The following is a 16,001-nucleotide window of genomic DNA, read 5'->3' as shown; positions in this document are numbered from 1 at the left end:
AGGGCGGCCGGATGATCAGGGTGACAACGGTGGGCCCGGCCGGGACCCGGATCGAGGACCTGTTGCAGCGGCAGTTCGGTTACCAACCACCCGACGACCACGACGGGCCGGCCGTGGCCAGGGCCGAGTGGTTCGGAGACGGCTTGTACGAGTGTGGCCTCGAACCCGGGACCGTCGTCGGCGGCCACCAGATCGCGGCAGTCCGGGCGCTGCTGAGCGGTTACCATCCGGCTACCGGTGAACTCCTGGTCACCGTGCCGAGGGCCACCGACCCGCGGGCCACCCTGCCGGCCGGCCCACTGGTCGACTCCATCGAGGCAGGCCGCCAGCGCCTCACCGGCACCGGCGCGGTCGCGCGGTTTGGCCGTTTGCAGCGCGGTGTCGCTCGCGCGCGGACACAGGCCACCCCCGAATACCGGGCTTCGATCACTGATCTCGCCCGCATCGCCCAGGCCGCCGGCATCGACATGGGCGCCCTGTACCCGGCGGACGTGCTGGCGACCGCACGCGACTATGCGCGTACCCGGGTGGCAGCTGGCAACCGGGGCTACGACGTGCTCTTCATCCTGCCGGAGCCGGTCGGCGTCCTGATGACCGACGCTGCCTTCGCCGACGTCGCCGCCGAGGTGCAGACCGCTTTACTATCCGTGGTTCGGGAGGCTGCGGGTGTGCTGCAACAGCGGGCCGGTCACGGACCGGGCAGCCGCCGCGGCCAGGTCTGGTCCCCGCGGCGCACCGACACCACCGGCCTGCTCGGCTGGATCACCCTGCACCGCACGGCGTGCCCGTCCGGCGGCCCGGCACCGGTGGCGGGCCTGCACGTACACGTGACCTTGGCGAACATGGCCCGCCGGACGGACGGCACCTGGTCTGCCCTCGGCGCCGACCGCCGCGACATCGAGCGTGTGGCCGGCACCATCGGCAGAAGCCTGGCGCAGCGACTGCTGCAGGTGGCCGGCGAGCCCTGGGCCGAGCGGGCGTCCACGAAGCGGCTGAAGCGGTTCGCCGAGGACTGGGCCGATCGGCTACTGGCTACCGGCCCGCTCACCGACGCCGGGAAAGCCGAGGTGGTCGATGCGGTACGCCGCTGCTATGGGCATGCCGACGTGCCCTGGCACGGCCGGGTGCTCTGGGCGCCGTCGCCGTCGGCCGGACAGACGCTCGCCACCGAACACGCCCAACGACACACCCCGCTCGTCACTCGGGTACGGACGGTGAAGACCCTTGCCGGACAGGCAGCCGGGACGCTGTTCGGCGCTGTGTGCCGGCTCGGCCTGACAGGGTTCGTCTTCTGTGCCGCCATCGCCCTGACACTGATGGTTGTCCTGCCGGGTGATCCACTGACCCTCGACAGTATCGAGGTGGACCGGTCGAAGAGTGACCTCAGCTGGTATGGGCTCTGGATCGGCGGGGCTGTCGGCGGCCTTGCGACGATGGCCCTGCTCATTCGCCTCGGGCTGTTCAGAGACGAAATCGTCGACGTGAGAGACGCCCCCCTGCTCTGTCTCTGGCAGTCGCTCATGGTGACTGTCATCGGGACCTTGGGAGTGCTCACCGGCCTGGCCTTCTTCATGATCCCCAGTTTGATGCTGCCCGAAAGCAGTGTCCCTGACGAGGGCTGGATCACGACGCTGCTAACCGCTGTACTGGCCCCCACCTTTGCGCTTTTCGTGGCGATCGATATCGCCAAGAGGCTGCGTACGGATCCGATAGTGGTCCGCTACATCGATCCGACTGCGGGGAACCTCGACGATCAGCTTGGGATCAGGTTGAAGCAGATCAGTGCCGCCAACCCCGCGGCCGGACGTGGATGGATTCTCGTGCAGGAGACCGTCCAGACGGCAGTGAGCGGGATTCACCGGGCGATCGAGCTCGCCGTCCGAGGCGCCGCAATCGGCGGGAGCATCGCCCACCGGTATCCGATCGGGTGTTTCGGGAGCCCGACCTTCAGCTGGCCGGCTGAACTCGGCGGGGCAACGTGGATGATCGGCACCGGCACGGCGGCACCAGCCCACGCCGCCGCGGTGGTGAGTGACTTCGTCGCCGCCTCACGCACCGGCTGGTGGTGGCCGCACACCGAGTTCGTGGTGATCAGTGAGCAGCCGACAGTGGTGCGGAGGGAATCGGGCCGACTGCACGACACCGGCGGCCCGGCTGCCCAATGGGCCGACGGGTTCCAGGTCCACCCTGCCCGATCAGCTGCGCATAAGGTGACATCGCCACCGCATCCACCAGCTGGCTGATGCCTCACCTACTCCGGCCTCCGAGAGTTCGACCGGTCACCCGCATTGCCCGGCACTTCGCGGTGTCTCCGGCCGGCTGTCGACGGCCGGGCCGGAATTACCACCCCGCACCCCGCCGGAAACCGCGCCACGGCGATGCCCTTGGCAACGTGAACCTGAAAGGAAGGTCGCCCAGCGGGTCCTCGCGATCGAGGCCGAGGTCGACGTGAGGTGTCGAGGACCCGACCGTGTGCGTTGACGACACGATATGTGATGCCGTAGTCGGACAGCGGCTCCATAGCCAGAAACCCGTGCCCGTCTGCGCTGAGAAGGACAACCACGTCAAGATCGATGACCAGCTCGTCCGGGGGCTCTCTGATATTACATCGACGATCGCCGCTTGGGGCGCCAACACGTCAGGGCCGCATATCTCACCGATGAGATCCATGCGGGTGGTGTCATCTACGAACGATGCGGGTGATGTCCAAGGAAGCCAAGACTGACCTCGACAAGCTCGACGAAAGCGATATACCGAACGCAGTGCACCATCGCGACTCGATGATCACCGTAGGTATGGGCCGACGATCAGGCCGGAACCCGTACTGTACGGGCACACACTGACGGACGAGCCTGAAGCACGCCTCCAAGTTGTGTATCCGGATTTGAGCCGCCGGCCCGGACAAGGGCCGCAGGATGGGCCGGCTCGTGACGCGGGCCGCACCGGGAACCGCGCCACGGGCCGATTGGGTCAGCAGCGTTTCCAGGCGACGTGGTAGACGGTGTCGAGGTTGCCGTCGGTGGAGTCCATGGTCAGGAAGCTGGCTTTGCGTTTGTCGGACCGGCCGGCGTTGACCCGCAGTTCGGTGTTGATGTTGAGGTAGCGCTTCTCGCCGCAGGGCAGGAACGATAGGGATCCGACGCCGAAGGTGTCGGTGCGCTGCCAGTCGCCGTCGAGGGGGCCGGCGAAGGAGCGTTTGGTCTTGCCGGTGTTGGGTTCGCCCTGGAAGTAGTAGACCGACGACTGGGTGGCCTTGGCGCCGGGTTCCAGGTGGGCGAAGCCGCGGTAGTCTACGCGGGCGATGGCGTAGGTGTAGCCTTGGGGGACGTTGACGTTCAGGCCGAGCTGGCAGTTCTTGCGGAATGCGGTCGCGGCGGCGTCGGCGCCGACCTGGGCGGTGAATTCGCTGTAGCTGACGGTGAAGGCCTTGCTGTCCGGGGACACCGTCACCGCGGCGGTGCCCAGCGGGCAGCCGGAGCCGTTGGCCGAGACCACGTCGATGACCATGCTGTTCTGCGGCGGCGGTGTCGGCGTGGTGGACGCGGTCGCCGACAGGGCTGTAGCGACTCCCGCGAGGGAGGCGAGCAGGGCCACGGTGGCGGTGAGTGCTTTGCGGCCGTTGCGCATGACAGGGATCCCCTTTGGTCGTTGAACGTGCTGCCGTCTGGTCGACCCCGGTCGGGTCGGGGCCTGACTGCCGCCGAAACGTACGCCGTCATGCCTGATGCGCTCAATGCAGCTTTCGTGGCTTTTTAATGCTTACGAGTGTTAAAGAGGTTTTTAGGAGCCTGACGGTCGAGGGAGCGGGCGTTGTTCGGCGGTGAACTCCCGGCCGAACAGCCCACACCCGACCGTGACCGGCCCACACCCGACCGGTGCCGGCACCGGTCGGGTGTGGGCCGGTCACGGTTTGTGAGGTCTGAACGACACTGTCCGGGTCGCATCCCGGCGCCGTCCGCCGGTAGGGTGCACGGTCAGACAGTACGAGACGGGTATGAATGGGGCATGGCATGACACACGGCGGGGCCGGCCGTCAGGACGGGCAGGTACCGGCGGGGCTGGACACCAGCGTTCCGCACTCGGCGCGTATGTACGACTGGTGGATCGGCGGGAAGGACAACTTCGCCGCCGACCGGGAGATGGGCGCGCGGTTCGCACAGGCGATCCCGAAGATCCCGCAGATGGCCCAGGAGAACCGCGCCTTCATGCACCGGGTCGTGCGCCACCTGACCCATGCGGGTGTCCGGCAGTTCCTGGACATCGGCACCGGGATCCCGACCCGGCCGAACGTGCACGAGATCGCCCAGGACATCGCTGCGGACTGCCGGGTCGTCTACGTCGACAACGACCCCCTGGTCCTGGTCCATGCCCGGGCGCTGATGGTCAGCGACCCCGCCGGACGGACCGTCTACCTCGACGCGGACTTCACCCGGCCCGCCGAGATCCTCGCTCACCCGGCCCTGCGTCAGGTCCTCGACCTCACCCAGCCGGTCGCCCTGCTCATGATCGCGGTCCTCATGCTGGCCCGCGACAGCGACGACCCGTGGACGGCCGTGCGGACCCTACTGGATGCGCTGCCCTCGGGCAGCTACCTGGCGATCACCCATCCCGGTCAGGACTTCGACCCAACGGCCATGGACGCCATCGTGCAGGCGGCCAACGGCGCCGGCATGACCCTGGTCCCCCGCGATCACGCCGACGTGCGGCGTTTCTTCGCCGACTGGGAGTTGGTCGACCCGGGCCTGGTGCCGGTCATGGCCTGGCAGCCCGACGGCGATCCCCCCGCCGACCCGAACGCCGCCTACTACTGGGCCGGCCTCGCCCGCAAACGCTGAACCCCCGTAGCTCCGGGCCGTACGCTGCGGGGCTCTCAACGAAAGCCAGGGCGCTCGCGGGCCGGGCACACCGCCCAGCCATCGGATCCGGCCGGCGATCTCGGAGTGCGGGTCCGCGTCGTCCGCCCACCCTCGTGACAAGACATCCGAAGGTCGCGCCGGGCCGGATCCCGGCGTGCGGCGGGTGCGGGGCCGTTGAGGTCCTGATGGGTGGCGTTCCTGCTGCCACTGGCCCTGGTCGGTCAGGTGTTGCGCCGTCGGCAGTGCCAGCACCACGTCAGCCTGTTCGAGATAGCAGGATGATCCACGCGTCGGTCGTTCGACCGGCCTGTCGTTACGGGATTGCCGGCCGTTCAGTGTCGGCCTGCGTCGGACAGGTCGGATGCCGTTGCGGTGTGGGGCTGATCGGCGGCGGGCAGGGTGATGTGGATGCGGGTGCCGCCGCCTGGGTTGTCGCCGGCGGCGATGGTGCCGTGGTGGCGGTCGACGATGCGCTGGCAGATGGCCAGGCCGAGGCCGGTGCCGGGCCGGTTGCCGTGGTTGCCGGCGCGGCGGAACGAGGTGAACACGTGGGGCTTCTCGGCGTCGGGGATGCCGATGCCCCGGTCGGCGATCACGATGCGGTGGTGGGTGTCGCCGGCGCGTCGGTGGGCGGAGATGTCGATGCGGGCGGGTTGGCCGGGCAGCGTGTATTTGAGGGCGTTGCCGATCAGATTGTCGAACAGTTGGCGGATCATGGCCGGGTCGGCGTGCACGGCCGGCAGCGGTCCGGTGTAGATGTCGGGAAACAGCACCGGAGGGCCGTCGCGAGTGGTGGCGCGTAGATGGGCCGTGCGTTCGGCGATCACCTCGGCGACGATCACGGCGAGATCGACTGCCTGAAGTTTCAGGGCCGCGTCGCGGGCGGTGGCGTAGGCGAGCAGATCATCGATGAGCCGCCGCATCCGGTCCACGCCGCCGCTGATGCGTTCCAGCACCTCGTACACGTTCGGGTCGGTGTCGGCGGGCAGTTCGTCTTCGAGGATCTCGGCGTAGCCGGCCACCGAGGCGAGGGGTGCGCTCAGATCGTGGGCGGCGACACCGGCGAAGGCCAGCAGGTCGGCCTCACGTTCGCGCAGTGCGGTGACGTCGTGAGCGGCGGTGACCGCGCCGATCAGGGCGCCGGTGGCATCGGTCAGCGGGCGGGCATGCACCAACAGCGCTCTGGTGCTGCCGTCGGGCAGGCGGATCTCGGCCGCCATGGCGTCGACGTGCTCGCCGCGCAGGGCCCGCATCAGTGGGGTGTCTTCGGCAGTCATCGCAGTGCCACCGGTAAGGGCCGTACCGACCTGCCCTGCCGTGGCGGCATCCGGCAGGTCCTGGCGGGCGCTGCGATTGGCGTGCACGATGGCGCCGACGGTGTCACAGGTGATGACGGTGACGTCAATGGCGTCGAGAACCTGGGTCAGATAAGCCTGCTGTTGCTGCAGGGCGTCGCGGGCCCGGCGCAACTGGTCGCGGTGGCGGCGCTCGACGGTGACGTCGCGCACCAGCATCACGGCGCGCACGGCGCCGTGGTCGTCGGTCAGGCGGGTGCCGGTCACCGTCACGATCCGGCCGTCGGGGACCTCCGGGTTGCGTACGAGCATCTCGCCGACGGCGTGCTCCTCGCCGGCGATGATCCGGGCGTAGGCGGTTTCGTGGTTGGCCATCGGGCTGCCGTCGGGATGGAACAGGCCGTAGTAGGAGGCGTCGGTGACCTGATCGCCGGGGCTGGTCCGGCCACCGAGCAACCGGACGGCTGCCGCGTTACGCACCAGCACCCGCCCGTCGGCGTCGATCACGGCCAGCCCGTCGGCCATCGAGTCGATGATCGCCCGGTTCGTGGCGGCGCGTAGTGCTGCTTCCTCTTTCTCCGCGGCCAGTTGTGTCATCAGTGTGCGGCGTTCGTCGCGGCCCAAGGCCAGCGCCAATCCGATCACGGCGACCATGCCGGCGAACACCTGCACGACCAGAGCCCGGCTCGCGTGATCGCCGATTGCGGCGAACGAGCCCGTCCCGGACAGGGTGAACAACACCGCAGCGGCGCCCACCACCAGATCGTGGCAGACCACGAAGGTGGTCGGCGTACGCAGCGCCACCCATACCGTGACCGCGATCAACGCGAACGCCACCGGCAGACCGTGGACCACGGCGAACGCGAACCCGCACGCCGCCGCCGAACAGGCGAGCATCGCCGTGTACTCGGCCACTCGCCACCGGCCGGCGTCCTGCCACGCCGCGCGGGCCCACCGCACGGCACCGGACCACGTTCCGGCGGAGGGCCGGGTGTGCCAGGCGTAGCCGACACGAAGCCCGACAGCGCCGATCAGCAGGACAGCGGTGGTGTTGCGGGCCAGCCACACCGCACCCGGCTGCCACCCGACAGGTCCGTTGATCAGCCACAAACCGGTGACGCCGATCGCGGTGCCCGCACTGGTGCTGGCCAGGGCAGCGCCCAGCAGCACCCACAGATCCCGCAACCGGCTCAGCACCTGTTGCCCCCCTGCGCCCCACAGCGTCGGCTGCCAGAGGCGAAACAGCCACATGAACACCGTGATCTGCGCCAGGTTGGCCGCCACGAACACCACCACGAGCCGACCGTCGGCCCCGGTCGCCAGATTGACCATGACCGTGACAGCCACCAGCGCGGCGGCATCCGCCCACCGCACGCGGGCGCGCCGCTGCGCACAGAACCACAGCACCAGAACCCCGGCCGCGGGCCACACCATGCTCAAATTCGTGCCGTCCATGACCGTCATCCGCCCGGCCACGGCGGCCAACGCATACCACAGCGCGAACAGAGCCGTGCGCGTCAACGACCTGCCGACCGTCATCTCGACCTCCGAGCACGCCAGCGACATGAACTCACCCGGTTCGGAGCAAGCCTCCGAGCAAATGACCCCGTCTACGACAACGCGTCCCACAGCAGCCCAGGCGATGCACCAAACTGCTTTACCCGGCAGAAGGAGCGCCTTCAAGCCCCCGCGGATTGTCTCCGATACCGGCCGCCCCGTTCGGCGCGGTAATCGCCGCGACGGTGCCTCTCGCGGTGATCACGTCACGCATCTCAGCGACCAACTGCTGGGATATGACCGGTTTGGTCAGGTATCTGTCGGCACCGGCACGCAGCCCCGCCCGCATGTCATGCTGATGGGCATTGGCCGACACCATCAGGATCGCGGTCCGCCCGTCACCGCTGTCACGCGCCAGACGGCACAGTTCCAAACCGTTCATATCGGGCTTCAGCACATCCGTGATCAAGGCAACCGGCCGCGCGACCAGAAGAACCCGTAACGCGGTTCGCCCGTCTCGCACACCGATCGCCCGGTGGCCCGCCGACTCGACCGCGAAGGACAATACGTCACGAACCTCACGATCATCTTCAGCGATCACGACCAGGTTCTGATTCACCAAGATTTCCTCCCCTGCCACGATGACTCGCCCCTCGCGGAGCCCCAGCGACCGCCGGCACCGTCGAAGGCAGAACGGCAACCAACCCGGCACTCTGAAACAGTTGGCGACCTCACCGGCATGAGGTGATCAGGCTGTCACCTCTAAGGCCACTCCCGGACCACAACCGCCAGAGATGGCCCGCGCCCCGCCTTCACGCGGGACAATCTCCGACGATGTGCCGGTCCAACCCACCCATGCCTGCCCCGGGCAGTGGGCGACTCGCCGACACGCCTTGCAGCCGTTGCCGGCGGTGAGGGACTGTCAACTTTTTACAGTCCCGGCGGTGATCCGCTCTGCACACGTCGCGGAAAACGATCAGCGCCGAGCAGCGCCGCGAGGCCCGGAAGTGGTCCCTCGTGCGGTATGTGCTCACGGTGAGCAGCCCTTCTCGGTGTCGTCGGCGATCTCTTGATCCTCGTATCCCCAAACGCGCAGGATGCGGGTGATGGCACCGGAACGGCGCAGATCGGCGGCCGCGGCAGCGTAGGCGTCGATGAGGTCGCCGGCTTCGGGATGGAAGGCCATGGCGCCGCGTTCGAGTCTGGGTGTGCCGTCGACGACGGGTGTGAAACTGGGCGTGACGTCGAGGGCTGCGGGTGCGGCGGTGGCCACCAGCCGGCGGACCGAGAGACTGGTCAGGGCGAAGGCGTCGATGTCGCCGGCTATCACGGCGGTGGTGAGTTGGTCGGGGCCGGTGAAGGCGATGATCCGTTCGGCGGGTATGCCCGCTGCGGTTGCGTAACCGGTCTCCACGGCACCGGCGAGGACCCCGAGCCTGATGCCGGGCTGAGCGGCGATGGAGTCGTAGTCGGTCAGGCCCAGAGGGTTGCCACCGCGGACGCCGAGCGCTTGGGGTAGCAGGAAGTCCGGCCGGGTGAAGGCCACCCGGGTACAACGCGGGGCGGTGATGGACATGCCGGCGGCGACGATGTCGGCGCTGCCGGACAGGACGGCGTCGATGAGACTGTCGAAACTGATCACCAGCGGTTCGATGCGCGCGACGCCGATCGCGGCGAGGACCTGCCGTGCGATCTGCGGCATCGCGCCGGTGAGTTCGCCGTCGGCGTCGACGAAGCCGAAGGGTTCCTCACCGGCGACGGCCAGGCGGGCTACTCCTGTCCGGCGCAGCCGGGCGAGGGCGTCGCCTGGTACGGGCTCGTCGTGGCGAGGACAACCGGACAACAGCGTGGCGGACACCAGGGCGGTGGTGCCGAGGACGCGGCGGCGTGTCCACGGTGTCGGCGGCGCGGGATCAGGGCGCGGCTCATGGGGCATCGGCGAGTGCCTCCGCGACGATCCGGGTCAGGTCAGCGGCGGAGAACGGTTTGGTCAGCAGGGTGGTGCCGGCGGGAACCTGTCCCTGGTCGGTGAGTTCACCGTCGGAATATCCCGACATGAAGACGGTCGGAAGGCCCGGGTCGAGCCGGGCGATGGCGCGGGCGAGTTCCGGGCCGCTCATGCCGGGCAGCATCACGTCGGTCAGCAGGATCGAGATCGTGAATCGCTGGTCGATGTAGCGTTTCTCGGCTTCCTCGGCGGATCCGCACGCCAGCACCCGGTAGCCCTGCCGCTGCAGGATGCGCTGGGTCAGTTGACGGACCTGCGGGTCGTCCTCGACCACCAGAACGGTCTGGTGCTCGGCCCTGGCCGGTGGGCTGGCCGCGGCCGGCTCGGCGACGAGACTGGACGGCGGGGCGTCGTGGAGGTCGAGAGCGAGAGTGAGGACGGTGCCCTGTCCGGGGGTGCTCTCGACGCTGATCTGGGCTCCCGCGCCGTCGGCGATGGCGTGCACGGTGGCCAGTCCGAGGCCGGTGCCACCGTGGTCGCGTTTGGTGGAGAAGAACGGGTCGAAGACCCGGCCGAGGGTCTCGGCGTCCATTCCGGTGCCGGTGTCGGTGACGCTGACCAGCACACGTTCGCCGACCGTCACGGCGACCGTGATCCGGCCCCCGGTGGGGGTGGCATCACGGGCGTTGGTGACCAGATTGACCAGGACCTGCTCGAGCGCCGTGGGTTCGATCGCCGCGTACGGACGCCCGGTTCCCTCCCGCGGCAGACTGATCTCGAGCCGACGGTCCGGGCCGGTGATGCGCCGCAACAGTCCGCTCATCGACGCCACCGCGGCGGCGACGTCGGTAACCGTGTCGGTGCTGTGGTGCTGCTGACGGCTGATGGCGAGGATCTGGTCGACGAGGGCGGCGGCCCGCCCGGTGGCACGCAGGCACTCGGTGAGGGCGTCGCGGTCGTCGTCGGCGAGTTCGTTTCCGCCGGTGAGGACCAGGTCGAGGTAGCCGCCGATGGGGGTGAGCAGGTTGTTGAAGTCGTGCGCGATCCGGGCGGCGAGCCGGCCCAGGGCTTCCATCCGGTGTGCTTGTGCCAGTTGTTCCTGCAGTTCGTGGCGTTGGGTTTCGTCGGACAGCAACAGCAACCGACCCCGGCCGCGGAAGGTGTCGGTGCAGTAGGCGATGACCCAGCGGGGTCCGGCGGCGGTCTCGATGGTCATCGGCTCGCCGTCGAGGTCCTCGGTGACGCTGAGCGGGCCGGGCCCGTCGTCGTCACGGTGCACCATCAGGTTCAGCGGACCGCCGAGGATCGCGCCTGGCGGGTGGCCGAGCAGTCGGGCGGCTGCCGCGTTCTCGTACTCGACGTTCCCGCCGGGGCCGACCTCGAGGATCGGTATCGGCGAGGTGTCGATCAGACGGTTGCGGCGGGCCTCGCTCTCCGACAGCTGTTCGGCCAATCCCACCGCACGGCGCCGGGACCGTGCCTGGCCGACGACGGTGGCCAGCAGGACCAGGCACAGCAGACCGGTGACGGTGAGCAGCAACGCCCGATAGGTCCGCTCACCCGAGCCGCCGGCAGCGCCCATCGGGGTGTAGCCGACCTGCCAGCGCCGGCCGTACGCTGCCACCTCGGCAGTCCGCACCGAGGGCCGGCCGTCGTCCACCGACGCGGCCAGTAGCGTGGGCGGACCGGACACGTCGGTGATGCGCACCTTACCGGTCACATCGGCGCGACCATACAGGCCGTCGAGGAATCGCTGCGGGTCCAGATGCAAGCCGACGTACCGGCCCGCACCGATGGCACGGATCGCCAGGACGGTGTCGGCCATACCGTCACGGCCCGGAATCGGGCCGCTCAGCGCCGGGCGTCTGGCCTGTGTCGCGACGGCGAAGGCTGCCGCCGCCTGCGGCACCGTCACCAGGTCGGCACCTATCGAATAGGTTCGATCGGACCGTGGATGCGCCGCGCGAACGACAACGGCCGTCCCGGAACGATCGAGGACGAGGATCGCCAGCACACCAGGGTATCGATGCGGTAGGTCGAAATCACCGGAGACGGCGGCCAGGGCGCTGCCGTGCTCCTCACTCGCCGCGAGGGTGGCATCCCCGGCGGCGAGGACGTCCGCGTAACGGGCCAGCTCATTCTCGACGGCCCGGACGTCGACCGCGAGCGCGGCATCCACGGCAGTCGCTTCGTCATGGCGCGCCACCGCGCCGGACCAGAGCCACGCGCCGAGCATCACTGCCAGGGCGGCAGTGCCGCCGACCCACGGCAGCGCCTGCTGTCCCCGGCGCAGTACCGCCAGCTGACGTGCCATAGCCGCATCACCCCTGACACGGGTATAGCCCACCAACTGGGCAGTGGGATCAGTGAAACATCAGAATGGTACTAAAGTCCTGAATAAGACAAAGAACTTCACGATAGGAAGATGCGGTCACCGCTGAACGATCGTGTAGCTGAGTGCCCGGGTGGTGAGTGCCGGGGCCGTCGAAGGGGCGCCCACACTCGGTGCTCATGGGTCGACGCCATCGTCGTGTCACTGGCGGCAGGACCACCTGCCCGCCTGGGTGGACCTGCCGCTGAGCCGGCATGACCCGGTAGTGCCATCCCAGGGCATCGATTCGATAGATTCGCCGCCATGAGCGAGACTGTCGGCGGTACGGGCTCGGAGCGGGTTGTCGCAAGGCGTTACCGATTGGGCCGGATGCTCGGCCGGGGCGGGATGGGCGCGGTCTGGCAGGCCGACGACATGCTGCTGGCGCGGCGGGTGGCGCTCAAGGAGGTGTGGCTGCCCTCGGCCGGAGACGGGCCGATCGATCCGAGCGATCCGGTGGTGCGCCGGGTCATCCGGGAGGCGCAGGCGGCGGCCCGGCTGCGGCATCCCGGCATCATCACCGTCCACGACGTGATCGAGCAGGACGGCCGTCCGTGGATCGTCATGGAACTGGTCGACGGCCGCTCGCTGGCCGATGTCGTCGCCGCGCAGGGTCTGCTCAGTGAACGGCAGGCCGCCGAGGTCGGCGTCCAGGTGCTCGATGCGCTTCGTGCGGCGCACCGTGAAGGGGTGGCGCACCGCGACGTCAAACCGGCCAACATCCTGCTCGCCGAGGACCGGGTGGTGCTGACCGACTTCGGGATCGCCACCGTCTACGACGAGACCGCGCTGACCGCCACCGGCCAGATGGTCGGCTCACCGGCGTATCTGGCGCCGGAACGGATCAACGGGCTGCCCGCCACCGCCGCGTCCGATCTGTGGGCTCTCGGGGTGACCCTGTACACCGCGGTCACCGGCGCATCACCTTTCCAGCGCAACAGCACCCCGGCCACGCTCATGGCGGTCCTCGACCATCGACCCGCCGCGCCGGCGCACGCCGGACGGCTGTGGCCCCTGATCAAAGGCCTGCTGGAGAAGGACCCGGCCCGCCGGCTGAACATCGAGCAGTCACGCACCCTGCTACAGAACGCCATCGGGATCCTCGACAACGCCGAACGCGGCGGCAACACCGCCCCGCGCCCGCGGACACGGCTGCCGTTCCTGCGGCGCCACGTCGACGACCCGAACATCTCCGGCCTGAACCCCACGGCTGTCGCACCGGCGCCGACACTCGCATCCCCGACCCTGCCGCACCGTGACAACGCGACCGTGACCGCCGGTACCGGAGGCGAGGACGCCATCCCGGAAACGGCCACCACGCTCGCCCAGGCGTGGACGACCGGAGCCCCGCGAACTGATGCCACACCTCTCCCGGCCTATTCCGAACCGGCTGCCGGGACACGCCGCCGGTGGAAGCCCGCCATGGGCATCACCGTCGCCGCGATCGTCGTGCTCACGCTCTCCGCAACCCTGCTGACGGTCTACTATCCCGGCCTGATCATCGCGGACAACGAAACGACCACCGGCCCCACTCTGGAGGCCGGTGCCGTCAGCCAGGCGACGCCATCGGCGGCCGGATCGCCATCCATTGCCGAGAGCGGGCAGGCGACACCACCGTCGACTGCCGCGGAGAACCCTGTAGCCCCTGCGGGGCCTGACGACACCGTCATCGACGACTGCCTGGTCGGCACCTGGCAGTCGGTGACCTTCAGCAAGAAACTCAAGATCCGGACCGAGGTCTTCTCGGTCACCGGCGCCAAGGACGTCATCAGGCGGATCCACCCGGACGGCAAGTCCACCGACAACTACACCCGATCCACGCCACTGACCGCGACCACCAACGGCAACCGGTACGCCGAGACCATCCGCGGCACCCGCGACCAGCAGGCCAGCACCGACAACGGCGTGCTCACCTTCACCGAGATCGTCAGCAAGCAGACCCTCGAGATCACCGAGAACGGCGAACAGCTACCGGTCACCGTCTACCCGAAACAGTCCGAGGCCTATCCGTACACCTGCTCCACCGACAACCTCGCCCTCAACGACGGCGCCACATACGAAACCTACAAACGCCTCGGCACCGACCCCGACCTGAAGGTACCGACTGCCTGAATCACCCGACCGGTCGAACAGCCCCGAGATGGACGGCCTTCCTGCATCTGAGTCGGGCCCACGATAAACGCAAACCGACGACCCATGGAGCCGGAATCGAATCGGCACAACCCGATGTGTCCGGCACATGGGCAGCGAGCGGCATCGCGCTGGTCGCCGACGCGATCAACACCCGTTCGAGAGCGACACCGGCTGGTGATCAGCCTGGCCGACCGCGAGGCCGAACCGGCCGATCACCTGGCACGACCGCGGGCCTCCTCCGTCACCGATATCGCGGCCGACCACATCTACGGTGCGATCGCGATCCCGCTGCGCGCCCCGTTCGCGACCTGACTCGGCCGGCTGGTTGACCGCGACACCCCTGTGGTGATCGTCCGCAACGCCGACCAGGCCCCGGTGGCATCCTGTGGCCGGCCTTGAACATCGGCATCGAGCACCTCGCAGAGGCGAGCCCTACGTAGGAGAACTCCGACTTTGGTTGGCAGCGGTCCAGGGCCGCAGCACGCGCAGTCCGACGCCCGCCGCCGCGGAGCCCACGGCGGTTTCGCGGAGATCCACCAACCGCTGGTCGCAGACTCCGACAAGCCCTGCAGGCTCACTGTGGTCTTCGACTGTCATGGAATCACGGTTTCCCGGCGGCCGATGGAGAGCAGGTCCAGCAGCAGGGCGGCGAGCGCGACCACGGCGAGCAGGGCCAGGCCGAGTCCGTACGAGTGGTAGCTGCCGTAGATGGTTCCCATGATCAGTGGGGGAACGAAGCCGCCGAGGCCGCCGGCTGCTCCGACGACACCGGTGACGGAGCCGACCTGGTTGGCCGGGGCCTGTTTGGCGACCAGGGCGAAGGTGGCGCCGCTGCCGGTGCCGAGGGCGGCGGCCATGCCGAGGAACGCGGCGGTGCCGACAGGTGCCAGCGCGGGGGTGAGGGATTGGATGACGGCGCCGAACGCGACGACGCTGAGGGCGGCGGCGAGGACGCGGCTGGGGGCGAACCGGTCGGACAGCCATCCGCCGATCGGGCGCATCAGGACCGCGAGGAGAACGAAGCCGGCCATCCGGTTGGCGGCGTCGGCCTGGGTGAGGCCGTAGGCGTTCTTGAGGTAGGCGGGCAGGTAGACCGAGAAGGCGACGTAGCCGCCGAACGCGACCGCGTACAGCGCTGAGGCCTCCCAGGTGATGCGCAGCCGCAGGGTGGTGTGCAGGCGGGCCGCCAGCGAGGTGGCCGGCGTGGCGCGCTGCGGGGCGTCGCGCAGCAGCAGCCAGGCGACGGCGGCGTAGACGGCCAGGACTGCGGCGGTGAGCAGGAACGGGGTCTGTAGGTTCTGTGCGTCGACCAGTTTGACCGTGGTGAGGGCGCTGATCGCGGTGCCGCCCATGCCCATGCCGAAGACGCCGACGGCCAGGCCGCGGCGTTCCGGCGGGAACCAGGCGTTGACGAAGGGGACACCGATGGCGAAGGCGGTGCCGCCGATGCCGAGGAAGAACCCGCCGGTCAGCAGGGCCGGGAACGACTGGTGGCCGGACAGTCCGAGGTAGAGCACGGGAACGATGGTGGCGAGGGAGACGAGGGGGAACATGACCCGGCCGCCGAATCGGTCGGTGAGCGCGCCGATCGGGATGCGGCCCAGCGAGCCCACCACGACCGGTACGGCGACCAGCAGCGACTGTTCGAACGAGGTCAGGTCCAGGGCGGCGGCGAATCGGGTGGCGAGCGGGCTCAGCAGGGCCCAGGCCCAGAAGTTGACGGCGAAGCCGATGGTCGCCAATGCCAGCATCAGCGCTGCCTGTGGGGTCGCCTGCCGAGCCGGTTGGCTCACCCGGTTCTGTGGAACTGTGCTCATGGTGGTCTCCACGGCTCGTCGTGGGGTGCCCGCTCGGGAGCGAAGGCACTGTTCGCTGGGACTTACGGCTGAGATTTCTGTGGC

The 16,001-nt window shown here is 69.1% G+C and carries 10 protein-coding genes; 4 read left to right on the top strand and 6 right to left on the bottom strand.

Annotated elements, in window-relative coordinates:
• Positions 1 to 11 precede the first annotated feature (11 nt).
• Positions 12 to 2,243: a relaxase domain-containing protein gene (locus BLU81_RS44980; RefSeq protein WP_157752043.1), complete on the top strand. Its 2,232-nt coding sequence runs from the start codon at positions 12 to 14 to the stop codon at positions 2,241 to 2,243.
• 727 nt (positions 2,244 to 2,970) lie between these two features.
• Here BLU81_RS44980 and BLU81_RS44975 read toward each other — a convergent pair.
• Positions 2,971 to 3,588, bottom strand: coding sequence for a DUF4360 domain-containing protein (locus tag BLU81_RS44975; protein ID WP_373873343.1), 618 nt, complete (start codon positions 3,586 to 3,588; stop codon positions 2,971 to 2,973).
• Between the two features lie 422 nt (positions 3,589 to 4,010).
• On the opposite strand from BLU81_RS44975, the gene BLU81_RS44970 reads away from it, so the two are divergent.
• Positions 4,011 to 4,835 (top strand): SAM-dependent methyltransferase, encoded by an 825-nt coding sequence (locus BLU81_RS44970; protein WP_092555547.1) that lies wholly within the window; start codon positions 4,011 to 4,013, stop codon positions 4,833 to 4,835.
• A gap of 353 nt (positions 4,836 to 5,188) precedes the next feature.
• On the opposite strand, the gene BLU81_RS44965 is transcribed toward BLU81_RS44970, so the two are convergent.
• The 4 genes from BLU81_RS44965 to BLU81_RS44950 form a co-directional block, all read right to left on the bottom strand.
• Positions 5,189 to 7,834: an ATP-binding protein gene (locus BLU81_RS44965; protein WP_157752042.1), complete on the bottom strand. Its 2,646-nt coding sequence runs from the start codon at positions 7,832 to 7,834 to the stop codon at positions 5,189 to 5,191.
• A complete protein-coding gene (locus BLU81_RS44960; protein ID WP_092555543.1) occupies positions 7,809 to 8,267 on the bottom strand; it encodes a response regulator transcription factor in 459 nt (152 codons plus the stop codon). Before BLU81_RS44960 ends, BLU81_RS44965 begins: the two co-directional genes overlap by 26 nt.
• Before the next feature lie 411 nt (positions 8,268 to 8,678).
• Positions 8,679 to 9,584 carry a transporter substrate-binding domain-containing protein gene (locus BLU81_RS44955; RefSeq protein ID WP_092555541.1) on the bottom strand — a complete coding sequence of 302 codons (906 nt, stop codon included), beginning with the start codon at positions 9,582 to 9,584 and terminating at the stop codon, positions 8,679 to 8,681.
• Entirely contained in the window at positions 9,574 to 11,910 is a 2,337-nt protein-coding gene (locus BLU81_RS44950; RefSeq protein ID WP_092555539.1) for a PAS domain-containing sensor histidine kinase, read from the bottom strand. The genes BLU81_RS44955 and BLU81_RS44950 overlap by 11 nt, the downstream gene beginning before the upstream one ends.
• A 321-nt stretch (positions 11,911 to 12,231) precedes the next feature.
• Between BLU81_RS44950 and BLU81_RS44945 the strand changes: the two genes are divergently transcribed.
• Both BLU81_RS44945 and BLU81_RS48960 read left to right on the top strand, forming a co-directional pair.
• Positions 12,232 to 14,079: a serine/threonine-protein kinase gene (locus tag BLU81_RS44945; protein WP_092555537.1), complete on the top strand. Its 1,848-nt coding sequence runs from the start codon at positions 12,232 to 12,234 to the stop codon at positions 14,077 to 14,079.
• Positions 14,080 to 14,274: 195 nt separating this feature from the next.
• Positions 14,275 to 14,412: a hypothetical protein gene (locus tag BLU81_RS48960; protein ID WP_157752041.1), complete on the top strand. Its 138-nt coding sequence runs from the start codon at positions 14,275 to 14,277 to the stop codon at positions 14,410 to 14,412.
• Between the two features lie 281 nt (positions 14,413 to 14,693).
• Here the strand turns inward: BLU81_RS48960 and BLU81_RS44940 are convergent, their stop codons facing one another.
• Positions 14,694 to 15,893, bottom strand: coding sequence for an MFS transporter (locus BLU81_RS44940; protein ID WP_373873344.1), 1,200 nt, complete (start codon positions 15,891 to 15,893; stop codon positions 14,694 to 14,696).
• Between the last annotated feature and the right edge of the window lie 108 nt (positions 15,894 to 16,001).

The organism is Actinoplanes derwentensis, from assembly GCF_900104725.1.
In the GTDB taxonomy this organism is placed as follows: domain Bacteria; phylum Actinomycetota; class Actinomycetes; order Mycobacteriales; family Micromonosporaceae; genus Actinoplanes; species Actinoplanes derwentensis.
Note: the sequence above shows the minus strand (reverse complement) of the source record. Positions and strands in the feature narration are given on the sequence as shown.